Consider the following 20,080-nt stretch of genomic DNA (forward strand, 5'->3'; position numbering starts at 1 on the left):
CGTGTCGTGTTGACAGTTACCGGCAAATCTCCTGGTATGGCGCGGAGTGGACATAAATGCGCCATTCATGCTCGCTGAGTGAGCGTCCGGCGATGGCGCACATGGCCGCGGCGGGATCCGCCGGCATGGCCACATCCCACAGCCGGATGATCCCGTCGCCGCCGCCCACGGCTAGGACCCCCCCGTTGGGGCTGTAGGCGGCGACGCTGAGGAATTGGCGGCCGATGTCAAGCACGGCGAGACTTCGGCGGGTTGCCACATCCAGAAGGTGGAGGGCGCCCTCGGCACCGGCGGAGGCGAGGGTTCGCCCGTCGGGGCTGAACGCCAGGCCCCATCCGGAGCCACCGGTGACGGTGAACGGTTCATCGAGGGGCTGGCGGGTGTGGACGTCCCACAGTTCGACCATGCCTTCGTCCCCCGCAGCGGCGAGGATCCGGCCCGCCGGGCTGAATTGCAGGTTGGAGACGCCGAGGGTGTGACCGGGCAACGGTTCGCCGATGGGTCGGCGGGTGGCTACGTCCCACAGCCGGATGGAGTTGTCGGTGCCACCGCTGGCCAGGATGCGCCCGTCTGGGCTGAGGGCCACGGCGTTGACGTATCCGATGTGGCCGCGAAGCGGTTCGCCTGACGGCCGGTGCGCGGCCACGTCCCACAGGCGAACGGTCTCATCGGCGCCGGACGAGACGAGGAGGCTGCCGTCGGGGGTGAAGGCCAGCGAAAGGACGTCATCGCGGTGGCCCCGCAGCGGCTTGCCGATGGGTCGGCGGCCGACGACGTCCCACAATTGGATCAGATTGCCGTTGCCGCCGACGGCCAGGATGCGCCCGTCCCGGCTCAGTGCCATCGCGTTGAGCTGGCCCGCGCGTCCGTGGAACCGCCCTCCCATCCCGTTCCGAAGCCAGAGGGTCTGATCCCAGCTCGTACTGGCGAGGGTCCTGCCATCGGGCAGGAACGCCACACCCGAGACGAGGCGGGTATGCCGTCTGATCGGTTCACCGGCGAGCCGGAGCATGCGAAGGTTCCAGAGCCGGCTGGTCCCGTCGGCGCTGCCAGAAACGAGGCGTCCCCCACGTGGATCGAATACCAGCTCCGTCACAGGCTCGGTGTGCCCTCGCAGAGCTTGGCCGATTTCCTGCTGGTCCACGGTGTTCCAGAGTCGGATCGTTCCGCCCTTGCCCGAGGTGGCCAGCATCGCGTTGTCAGCGCTGAACGCCGCCGCGGTGACATCGGGCGTTCCCTTCAGCAGCCGGCCGGCCGGGCGGCCGGCCGTCAGACTCCACAGTTCCACGCCGTCGTTGTCGCTGACGGCCAGCATTGTGCCGTCGGGGCTGAAGGTCGTCGCATGGACCTTGCCGGTACGCAACTCGGCGAGGAGACGGCCGGTCCGTACGTCCCACAGCTGGACAGAGTCTCCCTTGCGCGACCTGGTGGCCAACGTGCCGCCATCCGGGCTGAAGGCCGCCCGCGTGGGAGATTGGATCCTTGTGAACGGCCTGGCGAGGAGACGGCCGGTGGCCACATCCCACACCTGCAGGGAGCGATCCCAGCTGACGGTGTGCAGGGTCGCCCCGTCGCGACCGAAGGCCAGCGTCTGCACGGGTTGGATGCCGTGCCGCAGCGGAGTACCGACCGCTGTCCTCGATGAAACGTTCCAAAGCCGGATGAAGCCCTCGTTGTCCGTGGTGGCCAGCATGTCGCCACGCGGGCTGAAGGCGATCCCGTACGAGGTGTAGGCGTGGACGCCGATTTGGCCCCCTGCCATGGGCCGCCTCGTGGCATCCCACAGTCGCACGCCATCGCCGCTGATGGTCGCCAGTGAGGAGCCGTCGGGACTGTAAGCCACACCCAGAACGGACCCCACATGCCATTCCAGGACGGCTTCCGCGCCGGTCGCGATCGCCGCCAGCATGCCGTAGCGGGCTTCGGCCGTGGCATCGAAGCGCCATGCGGCCACGGCCAGCAGCCCGGAAACCACGGGATCGCGCTCCTTCAGCTTTTCGCTCCATAACGACGTCTGCCGGGACAGCGACATGTTCTGCCGGGTTTCCGCGAGCTTCTGGCGATCCACCAGAACGGTCGTAACCAGTGTCAGCACCATCAGGAGCGGGAGAATGGCCCATCGGGCGAGAGGGCGGAGATCCCGGCGGCGCGCCAACCTGGCGGCGGTACGCCAGTTCTGGGCCGGAACGATCAGGGCGTCCGTTCCGGCCTCGTTGGCCTTCTGCTGGTCCGGTGTGGGAACGATCACCCGGGTGTCGCGGCCGGCTGCCTCCAGCTTGCGTCCGTATCCTCCGACCGGCTGCAGGTTCCCCCAGTCGTCGATCCGGCCGACTACGGCGTTCGCACCCGCCAGTCGGAAAACCGCGGGCATTCGGTAGAAGGGCCGGTGACGTCGCCGGAGCTCGTCGACCACCACGGCGAACGCCGCGCCGAGCGACTCACCGACGATGTTTCCGACCGGGCCGTCCGGCCCTTCGACGGACCAGGCGACCGTTCCCGGGAGCGTTCCGCCCGCCTGTGACCAGGAACGGGTCAAGGAGGTCTGGAAGCCCCGGTCTCCGGTGAAGAACGCCATCCGGGTGGCGTCCGGCACAAGGCAGACAGGCCAGGAGGAGACAACGGCTCCCGACAGTCGGGCCTTCATACCCCGGGTGCCCTGATCGAACAGGACGGTCAGGCCAACACTTGGCCCTTTCGCGCTCAGCCGCCCGGAAAGGGACAGAAGAGTGGCGGCGACCGCCGCGGCGGCGCCCGCGAGCCGCCGATCCTCTTTCACCGCGGCAGAAAGGAGGTCAAGTTGCCGGCGTAAGGAGTCGTCGCCGTCCGGCAACCGGTCGGGCGGCGGCCTCCACTCCGTGGTCACGGGGCTACTGCGGGCTTCAGATTGCCACAGGAGACTCGTACGGACGTACTCGCCAGAGGGATCCTCCTCTGTGAGGCTCAGAGCCAGGCCCGCGAGGTTGCGCAGGGCATGCGCCCCGGATGACTCTCCGATCGTGAACGGCGGGCCGAGGCGCCTGACGGTGTCCGTCGAGACAGCCGGGTAGTCAGCGGGCAGCAGGTCGTTGAGCAGAGCGTGCAGCGGAGTGTGCCCCTCGTGCAAGAGCCGTAGACAGGTGACATCTCCCGCCGCCACCGCGTCCCTGACCAACGTGACCAGCGGTTGCACCGGGCCGACGAGGTCACTGCAGACTCGCTCGATCTCTCCCGGGCCGAGAGGCGCGGGGCCGTGCAGATAGCTCATAATGGAGCGCTCCACGGACGGCGTGTCATTCTGACCGCGGTCACTCATCGGGCCCCTCCTGTCATAGCGGACACCATGTCCCGCAACCGGTGGTCGGCCGGAAGCAGGCCGGCCAGCTCCTGCCAGGGACGCAGGGCCGTGCGCGTCGTGACCCCCGCCAGCGAGCGCCGCAGAACGTCTTCGGTGAGGAAGCGCACCTCCGCCGCGCCGATCGGCGGCTTTGCCGCCCCAACCTCGAATGCGTTCGCCGGCGCGCGGAGGCTGATGGCGCCCGCGAGACGATCGGGAAGAGGCCGCAGCGGAATGACGTAGCCCAGCTCGCCGTCGTTCGTGCGTACTTCCACCCCGGCCACCATCACCCGATAGTCGTCCGCCACGAGCGCTGCCGATCTTGCCGGAAGCCTCGTAGCGACACTGATCTCCAGCCGCCCGGTGCTGGTGATGGTGACGTCGATGGCGAACGGATCGCGGCGGAGATGGGAGGTGCTTCTACGGATCCCAGCCCGCGTCTCCGCTGCGGGCTGCATCGTGGTGCGCAGGTGAACGGAATCCTCGGCCTCGTCCGTCCGGCGTAGCCGTCTCGCCGCCCGCCTCGACCAGTAGGACAGGAACGGATCGCGTTCCGCCAGCTCAAGCATCAGCCGTGCGAGAGCGTCGCGGGTGCCTCGCGGTAATCGGGGCACCTCCACCTGCAGCAGCTCCGCGCAAAGGAAGGTGGCGCCGACCCGGACGACCCCGGAGTTCGTGGTGCGTTGGCCGGCGCGGAGCTGCTCAAGCGCGGCGGTGAAGCGTGATCCCGCCGGGGTGAACCAGTGGCGCAGCCGCGGTTCCCTGCTTGGTGGACGACCCGTCCAGGTGGCGATGATCTGCTCGGCGACCTTGGAGACCAGCTGCCACGGCAGAATGTGGAAGAGCTCGGCCGGCGGGGCTCCCTCGGCCACTAGCCGGGACAACAACAGGTGACGGATGGCGAAGTTCTCGTCGGCGAGCACGGCCAGCTCGCCAGCGTCCGGCGCCGACTCGGGCCAGCCCTCCTCGATCCGGTCGATGACCTCGAGACCTGCCTGGCTGATCAGGATCGGCTCGCTCGTCTCGCTCAACTCGACCACTTTCCGTGCCGTCGCCCGGTGAACGAGACCAAGGACGGCGCGGCCGTCGCCGAGGGCGACGCGCTCACGGCGCCAGCCGTGGCCGAACTCAGGCAGGTGCCGGGCGTCCGCCCGCTCGTCACCGTCGTTGACCGCTGCCCCCGCGTCCACGGCGATGACCCACTCGCTCAGTGGTTTGTGGACCATGGCGCTTCCTTCTGCAGGAGGCGAGCCAGAGAATCGGCAGCGCTGCCCAGTTGCCTGGCGGTCGCCGCGGCTTCGGCTTGGCGCTCTTCCGGAACGCACCGCCGCCACATTCCGCGGAGAGCAGGCCAGGCGCCCCCCGGGATCCGAGCGGTGAGATCGCCGGGAAGGGAGTCGACCCAGGCGGTCATCTCGGAGACGTCGGCATCGGGCCAGCGAAGCTTGAACTTGATGCTCCGGACGATAGTCTTCGCCTGCCCGACGGCGTGGTCCTCACGGTAGAGAGGGGCGATCTTCCGGGGAACGGCACGCAGATGTTCGATCCCCTTGCCCGACGGATCGGCGATCAGCTGACGCCGGAGGTCGTAGTAGATTCCGTTGACCGTCAGATCGCGGGTCACGACGTCGTCAAGTAGGTCTCCGCCCGAGGCGGGAAAGTGGAACCCGTCGATGCTGAGCGCCTTGTATTCCAGAATGCGGGTTCCGCCCACGTGCGGGGCGACCGAGAACACCCTTCCGGGCGAGACACTCACCCGATGGTCGCCGAGCCCGGCGAGCGCCATCAGCTCGCCCGCGATCTCGTACAGTTCCCCGAGCAGCATCGTCCCGCAGAAGTCCAGGTCGTTGACCGATCCGCTGGTATCGGCGAGCAAGTCGCGCACACCGCCCCCGACGAGCCAGATCGCGTGATGCCGCGCGCCAATTACGTCGATCAGCGAGCGGATGAGGTCGCCGTCGCGCGACGATCGGGAGATCGTCCCGTCCACGGCGGCGGTCAAGCGCGGTGCGACATCGTCGGCCAGGACGACCTGGTCGGGCCTTAGCCTGAGCGTCGCATGAGGGCCGCGCCGCTCGACGAGTACGCCGTTCTCCTCGTCCGACGGAGAGGGCAGCGTGCGCGGCGGCGGCTCCTCGCACCCCTCGTCTCCCGCGAGCAGAAGCCGGTCGTTGCCTCTGCCCCACGGCTCCGGCTCCAGCGCGAACCCGAAGCCGATGACGAGCGTTCCGTTCACCTGGTCGTCCTTAACCAGCGGTCCCTTGTCCGGTCGCGTGTATAAGGAACGCAGATCTTTGTCGCCGGAAGTCTCTGATGACGCCATTGCCATCGCCCCCCTCGGTGCCGATCTGTATGGTAGGCAGTGCTGTGTCGCTGCTGTGTCGCAGACGTCCGGAGGTGCGGCCATGCCCGATGCCTACGTCCTCCACAGCACGAAAACGACCGGGCGAATGCTTAGCCACCTTCTCCTCGAACGCGACGAATACCGCAAGCGGTGGCAGCGGCAGCAGAAGAGAAGATCACCCACTGGCTTGCTGAACCGGCACGCCGTCGCGGCGGTGATTGCCGGGCATCTGATGGACGCCGGCATCTTCGCGGAGTCGGAGACGGAGCTCGATCGCAAGCTGAAAGACCGCGTCGGGCGGGCGCTCGACGGCAAGGTCCTGAGCCCGGAAACCCTCAACTGGTTCGTCGAGGCGTTCTCCATGGCGCCGGAGGACGAGCGCCGGCTGCGCGAGGCGCACGCCGCCAAGGCGCTCATCACCGGCATCCCCCTCGTGGACACGCTGCAGGTACGGCAGATGCTGCCGGTGGCTCAGCGACACCGGACCGTCATGCTTTTCGAGCGCCGGATCATCGACGCGGAAGGCCGTGCCGTCGCCCACCACTCCTCACACACCATCGTCGCCTGTGAAGACGGGGTTGACCGGTATCCATGCTTCCCAGGTCCCGGCGAGTCGAAGATGATCATGGTGCACGGCGGGCGTGTTTCCGCCCGGTCCCAGTCCGTGGTGGAGATCGTACTGCCGATGTCCCTGCGCCAGGGGGAGAGCACCTCGTTCGAGTACCGGCGGGACTTCCGGCGCGTCGGCGGGCCGGACACCGAATACCGGCGCGTCGTCAACGCGCGCGCGCAGAACATTGACATCGTCGTGCAGTTCCATCCGAAACGACTGCCGAGTCGGTTGTGGTGGTCGGCATGGGACCACTATCGCGACGGCGATGTGCTGGAGGAGGAACTGGTGACCCTCGACGCGGAGTGCCGGGCACACCGCTTCCTGCCGTACATGGAGAACGCCGCCGCGGGCTTCCGCTGGGAATGGTGAACGCCGATCCTGGGTGCTGGAGGCTGATGAGCGAAATCACAGTTGTTGCTGTGTCAAGAGACACCAGCGGCACTTGAGCCGCCTAACGTGACAGTCGATGGAGACGCTGCGCACTCCCAGGTCAGCGTAGGCGGACGAATTCTCGGCACTCACGACGGTGGCCCTCCGTCGCCTGGTGCCCTGGCCATGGCCTCGCGATCTCTTCGGCCTGGTCGCGCCATGCCTGCAAGGCCAGCTTCTCGCACGATGTCGACCGCCATGAAGCCGCACATGATGATCGCGTGAGCTTGAATGGTCAGGAACTGCCGCCAGGTCGGCCCGGCGGGGCGCCGGATCAGTACCACGAGCACGCCGGACAAGCACCGCATCATCCGGTAGACCAGCGATGACCACGCGGCAGTCGTGGCCGCCACACCCCGATCACGCGGCAAACCTCAGCTCACAGCACGAAACCGAGTTCCGAGAAAGGTCATACCTTCCGCGCCGGCGACCGAGACCGCCTGCTCGCTCTGTACACCGCCGAGCTGACAACGTTGGAAGCGCACGTGGGGAAGCGTCGCTAACCCTGGCGCTGGCCGGGCCGAAAACTCCTCCACATCACGAGTGGGCGAACTGGGCGTCGCCCGGTGTCGTTCCGCGATGCAATGGGCCATGGTCTTCAACCGGCGGTTATCCCCACGCACCCCGGGTTCCAGCCGGCATGGCCTCTTCTGGATGACCGTGGCGGCAGGCGCTGCGATAGGGGCGGCGGTGGGATTCGTGGCGGGAGCGGTGTCACGGAGCCGGCCGGTTCGCCCGTCAGGGTCGCCAGATGATCAGCCGCAGACTTCCGCCCCGCAAAATCCCGCACCACCGCAAGGTGAGCCGCGGGCTTCCGGCACCGACGACCCTGCATCACCTCTCGCCAGGGGTGGACACCATGGACGGCGCTCCGGTCTGCTGCCGCTCGCACTGGCCTTGATGTTGACCTTCGCCGTCTGGCCCATCACGGAGGAGATTCTCGAGGCGTACGACGAGACGTTCAGGACCAACGTCGAACCCCTGCTGCCATGGGTCGATCTGGCGCTGATCATCGTCATCGTCGCGATCCCGTGGTTGTTCCGGCCGCGTGGCTGGAAGATCAAGGTCGTGTGGGCCTTGACCGCCGCCGTGATCTCGGTGGGGCTGGGCCTTCTGCCGGCTTCCCGGGAGGAGGGTGGGCCTGTCGGGGTCGACGTGGCCATCGCCCTCGGATATCTCATCGCGCAGATCTTCATCGTCGCCTCGCTGGCCGGAGTTCGCTTCGCCCCTCGCGGGAACAAGCGGGCCGCGGACGATCCGCGGGCAGGCGACGCGGTCGGGGCGGCCAAGGCCGGATGGCGACGATTCCGCAGTACGCTCCCCCTGCTGATCGGCACGGGAGCCATGTATTTCGCATCCATCGTCTGGGGCGGCTACATCGAAAAGGTCGACCAGCAGTACTTCGCGCAAATGAGCCAGGTCCTGCCGCTGCTCCTGATCGCCCTTGGCCTCGAAGCGAAGTTCTTCAACGAGCTGGCCCCCGGTATCGCCGGGCGCGCGACGACGATGGTCATCGTGGTCACTCTGTGCATGGGGGAGTTGTTCGCGATTTCCGGGACCGTCACCGCCCTGGCGGGATGGACGGGGTACATGGCGTTCCTGGTCACGGCGAACGCGTGCGGGATCGCGTTGGTATCGCTGATCTGGGCCCTGGCCTTGCGGCCGCCCTCGGCGCAGCTCGAAACCTCCTCGAAGCCTCGGGCGGAACGCGGGTGAACCGGGCGGCCCCGCAACGACACGATGGCGCCGGTCTCGATCCTGTGCCGCTCATGCCTGCGCGCACGCGCGGGTCGCCGAGCGCCATCCGTACTCTGCCCGGCTGACGGGTGCACGGCGGATGAGCCGCCCTCCGCGGCCGGGCGGGTGACCACCACGCCAAGAAGAAGGCCGCCGCGGCGCGGTTCGTCCGTGAGACCTCGGGCAAGACGGCGCCTGGCGCACGTCTGCGCCAGGCCGGGCGTCCGCGCCGCACCGCGGCCCGCGCTCGCGAAGCGTCAGTGGACGTGGCTGGTGAGCCAGCGAACGATCTGGCGGCTGTAGTCCACCCGGTTCGACGGGCGGCCGTCTACCAGGAACTGGTGGGACTCGTCGGGGTAGAGGACCATCTCGGTGGGGACGCCGAGCGTGCGCAGCGCCGTGAACCATTCCTCCGACTGGCCCACGGGGCAGCGGTCGTCGTTGATCGCGTGCACGAGCAGGGTCGGGGTGCGCACGTGCCGTACGCGCTCGATGGGCGACTGCGCCCGCAGGAGCTCGCCCCCGGCGTAGACGTCGCCGCCGAACTCCAGCGCGGCGAAGACGTGGCTGTCGTCGGAGCTGCCGGACATGCTGAGCAGGTTGGTCACCGGCCCGCCGGCGACGGCGGCGGCGAAGCGGTCGGTACGCGTGGTCAGATGGCAGGTGGTGAAGCCGCCGTAGCTGTAGCCGCAGATCGTCAGCCGGTCGGGGTCGGCCACGCCCTCGTCGACCAGCCGCTCCACGGGGTCGAGGAAGTCGCGCTCGTCGCCCCTGCCCCAGTGGCCGACGCTGGCGGCGTAGAAGTCCTCGCCGTAGCCGTCGCTGGCGCGCGGGTTGAGCAGGAGTACGGTCCAGCCCTGGGCGGCCAGCAGCTGGTGGTAGGGGTGGGCGGGTTCGAGGTGGGGCGCCCAGGCCAGGTGCGGGCCGCCGTGCGCGTCCAGCAGGAGGGGTCCCGCGCCGGTGGCGCCGGGCTCGCGCAGGATCCAGCCGTGGACGGTGCTTCCGTCGCCGATCGTGAACTCCCGCTCCTGCGGCTGGATGAACTCGACGTCCGGCAGCGCGGTCGCGGTGTGCGCGGTCAGCTCGCGCACCTGCCCGGTGTCCAGGTCGGCCAGCGCGATCTCGCCGTGGGAGCGCGTGGTGACGGAGACGATCGCGGTGACGTCGTCGGGGGAGGTGCTCAGCCCGGAGACGCTGCCGGTCAGGACCGGCTCCGGACGGCCGCCGTCCGCGGGCACCCGGTACAGCAGAGTGCTGCCGCGCTCGCGGGCGCAGAAGAGCACGTGCGCGCCGTCGCGGGTGAAGCGGGGGGCGCCGCCCGGCCACTCCGGACCGCCCGGCATCACGTTGCGGTCCAGGTCCCGGGTCAGGTCGACGGGCGGGGCGCCGTCCAGGGGGAGCTTCACCAGCCGCGTGTGCCCGATGCGCACCTCCGGCAGGCCGACCGCGAGCAGCGCGGAACCGTCCGGGTACCAGTGGACGCCGCCGAACCAGCCCTTCTCGTCGCCGACCGGCCGCGGCCGCCCGCCGTCGAGTTCCACCACGTACGGCGCCGCCGTCAGCGTCAGGTCGGCGTTCTGCCCGGCCCCCGAGGTGTAGGCCAGCCGCGTCCCGTCCGGCGACCAGGCGGGCTCGCCGGCGTCCCAGTCGCCGGAGGTGACCTGCCGCACCTGCCCGGTGCCCACGTCGAGGACGTGCACCTGGCGGCGGACGGTGGCGCGCAGCCCGGCGCCGTCGGCCTTGTAGCCGAGCCGGTCGACGACCACGGGGCCACCCGGCCAGGATTCGGCCACGCGTACCGCCGCGGAGAAGGCGATCCGCTCGCCGTCCGGGCTCCAGCGGGGCGCTCCGGCGCCGAGCGGCAGGTCGGTGAGCCGCTCGGGCTCGCCGCCGTCCGGGCGCAGCGTGTACAGCTGCCCCTCGCGCAGGAACGCCAGCCGGGATCCGTCCGGCGACCAGGCCGGTGCGCCGTCGGACGGGCCGTTGGTCAGCCGGCGCGGCTGCGCCGTACCGCCGGTGCCGACGATCCACAGCGCGCGCACGTTGCGGTCGGGCTCGCGCTCGGCGGTGCGCAGCACGTAGACGACGCGTGAGCCGTCGGGAGACAGGGCGGGGGAGCTGGGGATCGCGAAGTCCCACAGGTCGTCGAGCGTCAGGCGGCGCTTCACGCGGTACCTCCTTGGTAGAGAAAGACACGGCCGGCGACGCGGAGCCCGAGCAGGCCGCCGTTGGGTTCACGCAGGAACGCGAGGGGCTCGTCGCGCCACGGGCCGTCCAGGAGCGCGAACTCGTCGGACTCCACACGGCCCGCGCCCATCTCCAGCGGCCGGTCGTAGTGGACGGTCGTCACCCGCAGGCGCAGGGTGCCCGGCCCGGCGGTGACCTCGACGCGCGAGGAGGTGTCCTGGCGCTCGGGTGTGCTGTAGGTGCCCGCGTAGGGGGCGAGCTCATGCTCGCCGGTGTCCCGGAAGACCTTGCGGTCCGGTTTGCCGATCCCGGCCAGCTCGGCCAGCAGCGTGTCGCTGATCTCCCGGTAGGCCAGCTGCCCGTCGTCGGCGTTGGTGAGCACCACCACCGCGAGGCCGGCCTCGGGCACGAAGCGGCAGACGGTGGCGGTGCCGTGCAGGCTGCCCTCGTGGTAGACGGCGCTCACGTGCGAGGCTCCGCGCGGCAGGTAGTCGAGGTGCCAGCCGAGCCCGGTCGCGGCCTGTCCCGCCCGCACGGGCACGGGGTCGGAGATCATCGCCCGGCGTGTCCGCGGCGACAGCGGCCCGGCCGCGTCCAGCTCGCCCAGCCACCAGCGCATCCAGCGCAGCTGGTCGCCGGCCGTGGAGATCAGGCCGCCGGAGGGGTTGACGCCGCGGGGCAGCAGCCACGCGTCCTGGACGGGGTGCGGGGTGCCGTCGTCCTCGCGGGTGTGGCCGGCGGCGGCGGGCTGGGAGACCACGCGTTCGGCGAAGAAGGTCGAGCCGGTCATGCCGAGCGGGGTCAGGACGCGGTCCTCGACGAACGACTCGTAGCTCTGCCCGCTCACGACCTCGACCAGCCGCCCGGCCACGTCCAGGCCGGTGTTGCAGTAGGAGAAGGTCGTGCCGGGCGGCAGGAACTGCGGCAGCGCGGAGAAGGCGGCCACCTGGGCGGCGAGCGCGCCGTCCCCCCGGTCGGTGACGAACTCGGGCTCGTCGCCCAGCCAGCCCGTCAGATGGGTGAGCAGGTGCCGCACGGTCACCGACGCGGTGGCGGACTCGTCGGCGACGCGGAAGCCGGGCAGGTAGCGGCGTACCGGCTGGTCCAGGTCGACGGCTCCGGCCTCGGCCAGCGCCAGGACCGCCGTGGCGGTGAACGGCTTGGTCATCGAGGCGACCGGGATACGCGTCTGCGGCAGGAACGGCTGCCCGGGGTCGGTCCTGGCCAGGCCGTACGCGCCGGTCCAGTGCCGCCCGCCGTGCGCGATCGCGACCGAGCAGCCGGGAACCCGGTGGCGGGCCAGCGCGGACAGCACGATCTCGTCGAGGTCGGCGGCGAGGACGGGAGGCGGGTTCATCGGGGACGGGACGGGGCGCACTGCTCCTCCTCGGTCGGTACGGCAGGCGGCAGGTTGACCGGGCACGCGGCACGATGCGCACCGGAGACCACGGCCAGGGCCGGATCGTCGCGGCGGCACTCCTCCCGCGCGACCGGGCAGCGCGGATGGAAGCGGCACCCGGCGGGGACGGCGGCCGGGTCCGGCGGCTCACCGGCCTTGATGGGGATCGGGCGGCGTTCCTCGCCCGCCCGGGGGACGGCGGCGACCAGCGCGCGCGTGTAGGGGTGGACCGGGTTGGCGATGACCTCGGCCGCGGGTCCTTCCTCGACGATGCGGCCCAGGTACATGACCGCGATCCGGTCGGCGTGCGCGGCCGTGGTGGACAGGTCGTGCGTGATCATCAGGATGCCCAGGCCGGCGGCGCGCAGCTCGTCGAACAACGCCAGCACGCCGGCGCGTACCGACACGTCGAGCATGGAGACGGGCTCGTCGGCGACGAGCAGGTCGGGTTCCAGGACCAGCGCGGCGGCGATGGCCGCCCGCTGCCGCTGGCCGCCGGACAGCTCGTGCGGGTAGCGGTCGGCGAAGGCGGCGGCCGGTGACAGGCCGGCGCGTTCGAGGGCGGCCAGCACCAGGCCGCGGCGTTCGGCGCGGGTGCCGACGCCATGGACGGCCAGCGGCTCGGCCACCGAGCGGCCGATGCGGAAGCGCGGGTCCAGCGACTCGTAGGGATCCTGGAAGACGACCTGCATGCGGCGGCGTACCGGCTTGAGACGGCGCCGGCTCAACCCGGTGATGTCCTGGCCGGCGAACCTGACCGTGCCCGCGGTGGGGTCGGCCATCCGCAGCACCGACTGGGCGGTCGTCGTCTTGCCCGACCCGGACTCGCCCACCAGGGCCAGCAGTTCGCCGGGTCCGACGGTGAAGGAGACGCCGTCCACCGCGCGCACCACCCGGCGCGGCCGTCCGCGCAGGCGGAAGTGCGTGGCCAGGCCGTCGACTTCGAGCAGGCTCATGCCGTACCTCCGGCGATCGATGCGGCGAGATGGCAGGCGCTGGACTGCCGCGCGCCGAGCGGGACCAGCCGCGGCGCCTCGGTGCGGCAGCGGTCCTCGGCGTGCCCGCAGCGGGGGGCGAACGCGCAGCCCGCCCACTCCTCGTCCAGGCGCGGGGGCGCTCCGGCGATGGCGCCGCCGGAGAACAGCGCGCGGCTGTAGGGGTGGCCGGGGCGCAGGTGCAGGTCACCGATGTCGGCGTTCTCGGCCACCCGGCCCGCGTACATGACCGCGGCCCGGCCGCACACGCGGCCGACCACGGGCAGGTCGTGGGTGACCAGGACGACCGCCAGCCCCAGTTCCGTGCGCAGCCGGTCCAGCAGGTCGAGCACCTGGGCCTGCACGATGACGTCCAGGGCGGTGGTGGGCTCGTCGGCGAGCAGCACCTTCGGCTCGCAGGCCAGCGCCATCGCGATGGCCGCGCGCTGGCGCATGCCGCCGGAGAACTCGTGCGGGTAGCGGCTCGCCTTGTCGGGGTGGATGCCGACGAGTTCCAGCAGCTCGCGTACGCGGGCCGTGGCCTGCTTGCCCTCCGCGACGCGGTGCAGGCGCATCGGCTCGGCGATCTGGGCGCCTACGGTGGCGACCGGGCTGAAGGCGTTCATGGCGCCCTGGAAGACCATGGCCAGGTCGGTCCAGCGGTGCCGGCGTACGCTCGCCTCGCCCCCGGCCAGGATGTTCTCGCCGTTGAGCAGGACCTGCCCGGCGACCGTCGCCGACGGCGGCAGCAGTCCCATCATGGCCTGGATCGCGGTGGTCTTGCCGCAGCCCGACTCGCCGACCAGGCCCAGGCCCTCGCCCGCGCCGACCGTGACGTCCAGGCCGCGCAGCGCGTGCACCCTGCCCTGGGGCAGGTCGAACCAGACGTGCAGGTCGCGGACCTCCAGCAGCGGAGCGGACATCAGCGTTCACCTCCCGACGGAACCGGAGCCAGGCGGAAGGTCCGCACCGACAGGTGCCCGGCGCGCAGCCGGGGGTTGAGGTGGTCCTCCAGCGCCCGGCCGATCAGCGTGCACGCCAGGATCAGGCAGCCGACCGCGAGTCCGGGCGGCACGATCGCCCACCAGGCGTCGCGGGAGACGGCCTGCCCGGCGAAGGCGTTCTGGATGAGCCGCCCCCAGGACAGGGCCGACGGGTCGCCCAGGCCGAGGAAGGCGATGGCGGTCTCGACCAGGATGGCGTTGCCCACCGCGAAGATCGCCAGCGTCAGCAGCAGCGGCACGACGTGCGGGAGCACGTGGGTCGCCACGATCCGCAGGTTCCCCGCGCCGATGGTCAGCGCCCGTTTCACGTACGCGCGTTCGCGCACGCTCAGCGCCTCCGCGCGCACCACCCGCGCCAGCCGGGGCCACGACAGCAGCCCGATGATGGCCACGACGCCGGTCATGCTGCGCCCCCACACCGCCGCGACGATCAGCAGCAGCGGGATGTCGGGGATCACCAGCATGTAGTCGGTCAGCCGCATCAGCACGGCGTCGGTGCGCCCGCCGGCGTACCCGGCGGCCAGGCCGATCACGCCGCCGACCACGACGGCGATGAGCGCGGCGGCGAACCCGACCAGCAGCGACGTGCGGGCACCCCACAGCAGGAGCGTCACCATGTCGATGCCGGCGTCGTCCAGGCCGAGCGGATGCGCCGCCGAGGGCGGCTGGTAGACCGCGCCGACCTTCTCGTGGCTCGCGTAGGGCGCGATCCACGGGGCGAGCACGGCCAGGACGACGATCGCGGCGAGCATGACCGCCCCGAGCGCGCCGCCCGGATACCTGCGCAGCACGTTCATGTCCTGATCCTCGGATCGAGCTTGAGATAGAGCAGGTCGGCCAGCAGGTTCGCGACCACGATCGCCGCCGTCAGGAGCAGGAACCCGCCCTGGAGCACGGCGTAGTCGCGGTTCTGGACCGCCTGGTAGAGGGCCAGCCCGATGCCCGGATAGGAGAACACGGTCTCCACCAGCAACGACCCGGCCACGATGTAGCCGAACGTGAGGAAGATCAGCGTGGTGATCGGCAGCAGCGAGTTCGGCAGCGCGTAGCGGCGCACGATCCGCCAGCTCGTCAGGCCCTTGGCGCGCGCGGTGAGGATGTAGTCCTCGCCGAGCGCCCCGACCAGCGCCGAGCGCGCGATCAGCGCCCACGAGCCGCACCAGGCCAGCCCGATCGCCAGCGACGGCAGCGCCAGGTGCTCCAGCCGGTCGCCGAGCACCTGCCACCACGTCGGATCGCTGAAGCGCAGGTACGGGTCGGAGATGCCGCCGGTCGGCAGCGCGCCGCCGAACAGCAGCAGCAACATCAGCCCGATCCACTGGATGGGCAGCACCGACAGGAACATCGAGGCCGACAGCGGCGCCCAGTCGGCCGCCGTGCCCCGCCGCCAGGCCGCGACGACCCCGATGACCAGGCCGAGGGCGAGCCCGAAGGCTAGCCCGAGCCCCACCATCGGCAGCGTGTTGGCCAGCGGCCCCGCCAGCTCGTCCCACACCGGCCGCCGCGTCTGGAAGGAGTGGCCGAGGTCCCCGCGCAACAGCGCGGAGACGTACAGCCAGAACTGCTCCAGCAGCGGCCGGTCCAGGCCGAGCTCCGCGCGCAGGTAGTCGCGGAACTCGGCGCTGCAGGTCCGGCACATCTGGTACTGCGTGGCCGCGTCGCCCGGCGCGGCCCGGAAGAGCACGAAGTTGATCACAGCCGCCGCCGCGACGGTGGCGAGGGCCGAGGCGAGGCGCCGGACCAGGTAACCGCCCCGGTTCATGACACGCGGTGGATCTGGGTCCAGAGACCCGGTCCGAAGCGCTGGGTCTCGATGCCGGCCCAGTCCTGGCGTACGACGTGCACGGTCTCGGCGTGGTAGAGCGGCAGGACGGCCCGCGTGTCGCGCAGGAGCGTCTTCTGCAGCGTGCCGACGGCCGCGGTCCGCTCGGCCTGGTCGAGCATGCCGCGCTGCTTGGTGAGCAGCGTGTCGTAGTCCTTGTCGCAGAACCCGGCGAAGTTGACGCTGCCCCAGCTGTCGCAGCTGTAGACCCTCAGCGTGCCGCCCGGGTCGGGGGACAGCGTCCAGTAGGAGTAGGCCAGGTCGAAGTCCAGGTACTTGCCGTCGGGCTTGGTGACCGCGGCCGTGTAGTCGGCGGCGATGTCCGGCTTCAGCTCGATGCCGACCTCCGCCAGGTTCTTCTGCAGGATCTCGGCCACGCGGCTGATCTCCTTCCAGACGACGACGGAGTAGGACATGCGGTCGCCGGCCGGGGTCACGCGGATGCCGTCGGCGCCGCGCTTGTAGCCGAGGCCGTCGAGAATGCCGTTGGCCTTGGCCGGGTCGTGCGGGTCGGCCTGCAGGTCCTTCGGGATCCACTCGTCCTGGAAGGGGGCCAGGACGCTGCGGCCGGGCCTGCCGTACCCGTTGAGCACGACCTCGACGAGCTCGGCGCGGTCGAGCGCCAGGGACATCGCCTCGCGGACCTGGACCTGCTTCAGCTCGGGGTTGTCCCGCTTCTTGGGGTTGGTGTTGATGTTGAGCATGGCGACCTCCTGGGAGGGGGAGGCGGCCACCTTCAGGCCGGCGGCGCCCTTCACCGAGGCGGCCACGGCGGAGCCGCCGCCGTAGCCCCAGGCGACGGTCCCGGCGCGCAGGGCCTGGGCCAGGCCCTCGTCGTTCTGGAAGACCTGCAGGCCCACCGCGCCGACCTTCGGCGGGGTGCCGAAGTAGCCCTTGTTGGGCTCGAAGATCGTGGTGCCGTCGCCGGCGAACTCGGTCACCGTGAACGGCCCGCCCGAGACCGCGGGGAGCTTGTCCTCGGGGCGGAAGGCCAGGATCTTCGAGCCGTCGCCGCCCGCGTGCGGCTCGTAGACGTGCTTGGGCAGCACGTGGAAGTTGGCCAGCAGGGTGAGCACGCTCTCGGGCATCGCCTCGGCGTAGGTGACGACCAGGGTCTTGTCGTCGGTGGCCTTGACGCTCTTCACCCCTTCGAGGGCGAAGGAGACCAGACCGGCGGCGTCACTGGCGTGCTTCAGCTCGAAGTTCGCCGTCCAGGCGGCGTCGTGCGCGGTGAGGGGCTTGCCGTCGGACCAGGTGCCGGGCTGCAGGTGGAAGGTGTAGACGCGGCCGCCCTCGGAGACGTCCCACTTGCTCGCCCATGACGGCTCCAGCTTGGTGCCGTTGAGCTGGACGAGCGCGGGATAGATCAGCTGCCGGGCGATCCACGAACCGTAGAGGTTGTCGGCCAGGGGGTTGAGCGAGGTCATCCGGCCCAGTGAGGCGGTGACGCCGACGCTCAGGATGCCGCTGGCGGAGGGGGATGACGCGGCGGGCTTGGCGTCCGCGCCGCACCCGGTGGCCACCGCGGCCAGCACTGTTACGGCACACCACACCTGAGCCGCACGCCGGCGACGAGATTTGGACATGGCATTCCTTTCCGATTCACAACCAGCCCAGCCGGCCCGCGGCCTTGACGTTGACGCGGACCGCCGGCTCGTGCAGGTATGACAGGGGTGTCTCGGTGATCTCGACCACCTGCACCGTGGCGGGGTCGGCCCCCGCCTGGACGGCCCGGTGGACCGCCTTCTCACTTGCCTCTTCGATGGCCTGCTTACGGCCTTCGCCGGCCGGGGCCAGCGTTTCCCACCGGCCGCTGACCAGGGCGATGGCCGCGCCCACGGCGTTGGCCACGTCGGCGTTGTCGGGACGCAGCACCTTGGCGGCGCCGGTCACGACGTCCGGCACGAGGAACGCGCCGCCGCCGACCGCGACGACGGGCCGGTCGCGCCGGCCCAGCGACATCTGGTCCACCGCGTCGCTGATGACCGCGTCGGCCACCCGCAGCGCGGAGTCCAGCAGGGCCCGGGTACGCGCCGGGGGCCGGAGCCCGTCGCCCAGCGCGACCCGGCCCGCCAGGGAACCGGCGTCGCTGAGTGTCGGTGTGCTTCCGCCGAAGGACAGCCCTTCGGAGGTGATGCGGAAGCCGACCGAGACCGGCCCGACGACCGGCTCCTCGGGGGTGCCGCCGACGATGGTGCCGCCGCCGACGGCCACGCTGAGGATGTCCGGCATGCGGAAGTTGGTGCGCACGCCGCCGATGTCGGTGGCGAACGACGACTCGCGGGGGAAGCCGCGTACCAGCACGCCGAGGTCGGTGGAGGTGCCGCCGACGTCGACCACGATGGCCTCGTCCACCCCGGACAGGAACGCCGCGCCCCTGATCGAGTTGGCCGGGCCGGATCCGATGGTCAGCACCGGGTAGCGGGAGGCGTACTCCAGGGCCATCAGCGTGCCGTCGTTCTGGGCGAAGAAGGCCGCCGCGTCCAGGCCGCGCTCGGCGAGCACGGCGTCCAGGGCCCGGGTCACCTCGCCCGCCGCGCGGTAGAGCGCGGCGTTCAGCACGGTCGCGTTCTCCCGCTCCAGCAGGCCGAGGGAGCCGATCTCGTGGCTGAGCGACAGCGCCACGTCGGCGCCGAGCTCCTCGCGGACGATCTCGGCGACGTGCTGCTCCTGCTCGCCGGAGGCCGGGCTGAAGATGCCGGTGACCGCCACCGCCTCCGTCCGGCCCGCGACCGAGCCCAGGAAGCGGCGGATGCCGTCGCGGTCGAGCGGGGCGATCGGCCAGCCGTCGACGAAGTGGCCGCCGCCCAGCATCACCGACCCCGCCTCGACCGCCTCGCGCAGGTCCGCCGGCCAGGTCGTCAGCGGCGCCACGGCGGTGGCGGCGGGCGCCCCAAGCCGGATCACCGCCACCCGGCTCAGCCCCCGGCGCTGCAGGACGGCGTTGGTGGCGTGGGTGGTGCCGAGCATGATCCGGCCCACCTGCCGCTCGCGCTCGCCGAGCTCGCCGAGCACCACCGCCAGCGCGCTGCGGATGCCGTCGGTGACGTCCCGCGTGGTCGGCTGCTTGGTCCTGGCCACGATGGCGTCCGACCGGTCGAGCACGACGGCGTCGGTGTTCGTGCCGCCGACGTCGATGCCGATCTTCAGATCGCGCTTGGGATCAGCCGACATGCACGTGCTCCTCAACAGGTCGGTAGTCGATGTGGTAGCCGAAGGCGCGCGGGCCCACGACGGCCATGCCCTCCGGGGTACGCCAGAGCGGGTCGCAGGCCCAGGCCAGGACGCTGACCCGCTGGCCGTAGCGCAGCGTCTCGGTCGAGACCGCCTCGGCGGTCTGGGTGTCGACCACGGTGATCAGGTCCGGGACGCTGGCCAGTACCTCGCCGGACTCGAAGACGACGAGGTTCTCGTTCTGGATCTCGATGCGCACCATGCGGCCCGCGTACGAGCCGGTGCCGTCGATGACGACGGCGCCGCGGACGAAGCCGCCGCCGGTGTTCCGCTCGACTTCGACGATCTTGCCGTCGAGCAGGCGGCGGGCGGCCAGCCGTTCGGTGAGGGCGGCGACCGGGTCGGTCTGGCCGATGGTGGCGCGCCCGATGTCGAGCGCGGCCGAGACGCTGCCCTCGATGACCGCGCCCCTGGCCTGGGCCCCTGACATCAGGTAGTTGGCCATCATCGTGCTCGCGCCGCTGGCCACGCAGAGCGCGCGGGCCTGCCGTTCGGACCAGATCGCGTCGATCGGGCGCAGCGCGGCCACGTTGCCGACGACGTCGGCCAGGATCACCAGGTCGGAGGTCAGGCCCGCCACGTGCATCGACACCATCTGAAGCTCGGGGAAGGCGCGGCCCATGCCGTCGGCGTCGAGCATCGGCAGGCCGAGCTGCGCCGCCCAGGCGAGCGGCTCGACGCCGTTGCTGCCGCCGATCTCGCCGGCCATGATCGCGGAGATCGGGCGGCCGGCGATGCGCTCGACCTCCTCGCGCAGCCGCTTGGGCTGTTCGGCGCTGGCGAGCATCTCGTGCCCGACGGTCGGGGCGCCGATGCTGGACATCGGGACGATGAGCGCGTCGTCGTCGAGGTCGGCCAGCCGTACCAGCGGGACGGGGCCGTGCTCGCGCAGCGCCTGCAGGGCGCTGGGGATGGCGGTCTCCACCGAGCCGCCGCCACCGGTCCCCAAGACGGCGCAGCCACGCGCCAGCGCTGGAAGGTCACTCTCGGTCAGCTGCATGGGATGAGTATGGCCACCGGCCCC

Annotated in this window: 14 protein-coding genes; 2 read left to right on the forward strand and 12 right to left on the reverse strand. The window is 71.1% G+C overall.

Annotated features, from left to right (window positions below):
- Positions 1-16: 16 nt before the first annotated feature.
- From ACIBKY_RS24725 to ACIBKY_RS24735, 3 genes are read right to left on the reverse strand one after another with little or no spacing between them, the layout of a single operon-like run.
- A complete protein-coding gene (locus ACIBKY_RS24725; protein ID WP_397099787.1) occupies positions 17-3,244 on the reverse strand; it encodes a WD40 repeat domain-containing protein in 3,228 nt (1,075 codons plus the stop codon).
- Positions 3,245-3,288: 44 nt separating this feature from the next.
- The gene (locus tag ACIBKY_RS24730; RefSeq protein WP_397099789.1) at positions 3,289-4,503 is read right to left on the reverse strand and encodes a hypothetical protein; all 1,215 of its coding nucleotides are present in this window, start codon (positions 4,501-4,503) and stop codon (positions 3,289-3,291) included.
- A gap of 17 nt (positions 4,504-4,520) precedes the next feature.
- Positions 4,521-5,549 (reverse strand): hypothetical protein, encoded by a 1,029-nt coding sequence (locus tag ACIBKY_RS24735; protein WP_397099791.1) that lies wholly within the window; start codon positions 5,547-5,549, stop codon positions 4,521-4,523.
- 169 nt (positions 5,550-5,718) lie between these two features.
- Between ACIBKY_RS24735 and ACIBKY_RS24740 the strand changes: the two genes are divergently transcribed.
- Complete coding sequence (locus ACIBKY_RS24740) at positions 5,719-6,639, forward strand: hypothetical protein (protein WP_397099793.1); 921 nt, start codon at positions 5,719-5,721, stop codon at positions 6,637-6,639.
- Between the two features lie 960 nt (positions 6,640-7,599).
- Positions 7,600-8,415: a hypothetical protein gene (locus ACIBKY_RS24745; RefSeq protein WP_397099795.1), complete on the forward strand. Its 816-nt coding sequence runs from the start codon at positions 7,600-7,602 to the stop codon at positions 8,413-8,415.
- A gap of 278 nt (positions 8,416-8,693) precedes the next feature.
- On the opposite strand, the gene ACIBKY_RS24750 is transcribed toward ACIBKY_RS24745, so the two are convergent.
- From ACIBKY_RS24750 to ACIBKY_RS24790, 9 genes are read right to left on the reverse strand one after another with little or no spacing between them, the layout of a single operon-like run.
- Positions 8,694-10,604, reverse strand: coding sequence for a S9 family peptidase (locus ACIBKY_RS24750; protein WP_397099797.1), 1,911 nt, complete (start codon positions 10,602-10,604; stop codon positions 8,694-8,696).
- Positions 10,601-12,001 carry a serine hydrolase domain-containing protein gene (locus tag ACIBKY_RS24755; RefSeq protein ID WP_397099799.1) on the reverse strand — a complete coding sequence of 467 codons (1,401 nt, stop codon included), beginning with the start codon at positions 11,999-12,001 and terminating at the stop codon, positions 10,601-10,603. Before ACIBKY_RS24755 ends, ACIBKY_RS24750 begins: the two co-directional genes overlap by 4 nt.
- Entirely contained in the window at positions 11,977-12,978 is a 1,002-nt protein-coding gene (locus tag ACIBKY_RS24760) for an ABC transporter ATP-binding protein (RefSeq protein ID WP_397099801.1), read from the reverse strand. The genes ACIBKY_RS24755 and ACIBKY_RS24760 overlap by 25 nt, the downstream gene beginning before the upstream one ends.
- Positions 12,975-13,919, reverse strand: a complete 945-nt coding sequence (locus ACIBKY_RS24765) for an ABC transporter ATP-binding protein (protein ID WP_397099803.1) — start codon at positions 13,917-13,919, stop codon at positions 12,975-12,977. The genes ACIBKY_RS24760 and ACIBKY_RS24765 overlap by 4 nt, the downstream gene beginning before the upstream one ends.
- Complete coding sequence (locus ACIBKY_RS24770; RefSeq protein WP_397099805.1) at positions 13,919-14,797, reverse strand: ABC transporter permease; 879 nt, start codon at positions 14,795-14,797, stop codon at positions 13,919-13,921. The genes ACIBKY_RS24765 and ACIBKY_RS24770 overlap by 1 nt, the downstream gene beginning before the upstream one ends.
- Positions 14,794-15,762, reverse strand: a complete 969-nt coding sequence (locus tag ACIBKY_RS24775) for an ABC transporter permease (protein ID WP_397099807.1) — start codon at positions 15,760-15,762, stop codon at positions 14,794-14,796. Before ACIBKY_RS24775 ends, ACIBKY_RS24770 begins: the two co-directional genes overlap by 4 nt.
- The gene (locus ACIBKY_RS24780; protein WP_397099809.1) at positions 15,759-17,408 is read right to left on the reverse strand and encodes an ABC transporter substrate-binding protein; all 1,650 of its coding nucleotides are present in this window, start codon (positions 17,406-17,408) and stop codon (positions 15,759-15,761) included. Before ACIBKY_RS24780 ends, ACIBKY_RS24775 begins: the two co-directional genes overlap by 4 nt.
- Before the next feature lie 16 nt (positions 17,409-17,424).
- Entirely contained in the window at positions 17,425-18,996 is a 1,572-nt protein-coding gene (locus ACIBKY_RS24785) for a hydantoinase/oxoprolinase N-terminal domain-containing protein (protein ID WP_379624792.1), read from the reverse strand.
- Positions 18,986-20,056 carry a DUF917 domain-containing protein gene (locus tag ACIBKY_RS24790; protein WP_397099811.1) on the reverse strand — a complete coding sequence of 357 codons (1,071 nt, stop codon included), beginning with the start codon at positions 20,054-20,056 and terminating at the stop codon, positions 18,986-18,988. Before ACIBKY_RS24790 ends, ACIBKY_RS24785 begins: the two co-directional genes overlap by 11 nt.
- Between the last annotated feature and the right edge of the window lie 24 nt (positions 20,057-20,080).

The sequence above is a fragment of the Nonomuraea sp. NPDC050394 genome, from assembly GCF_044459065.1.
In the GTDB taxonomy this organism is placed as follows: Bacteria; Actinomycetota; Actinomycetes; order Streptosporangiales; family Streptosporangiaceae; genus Nonomuraea.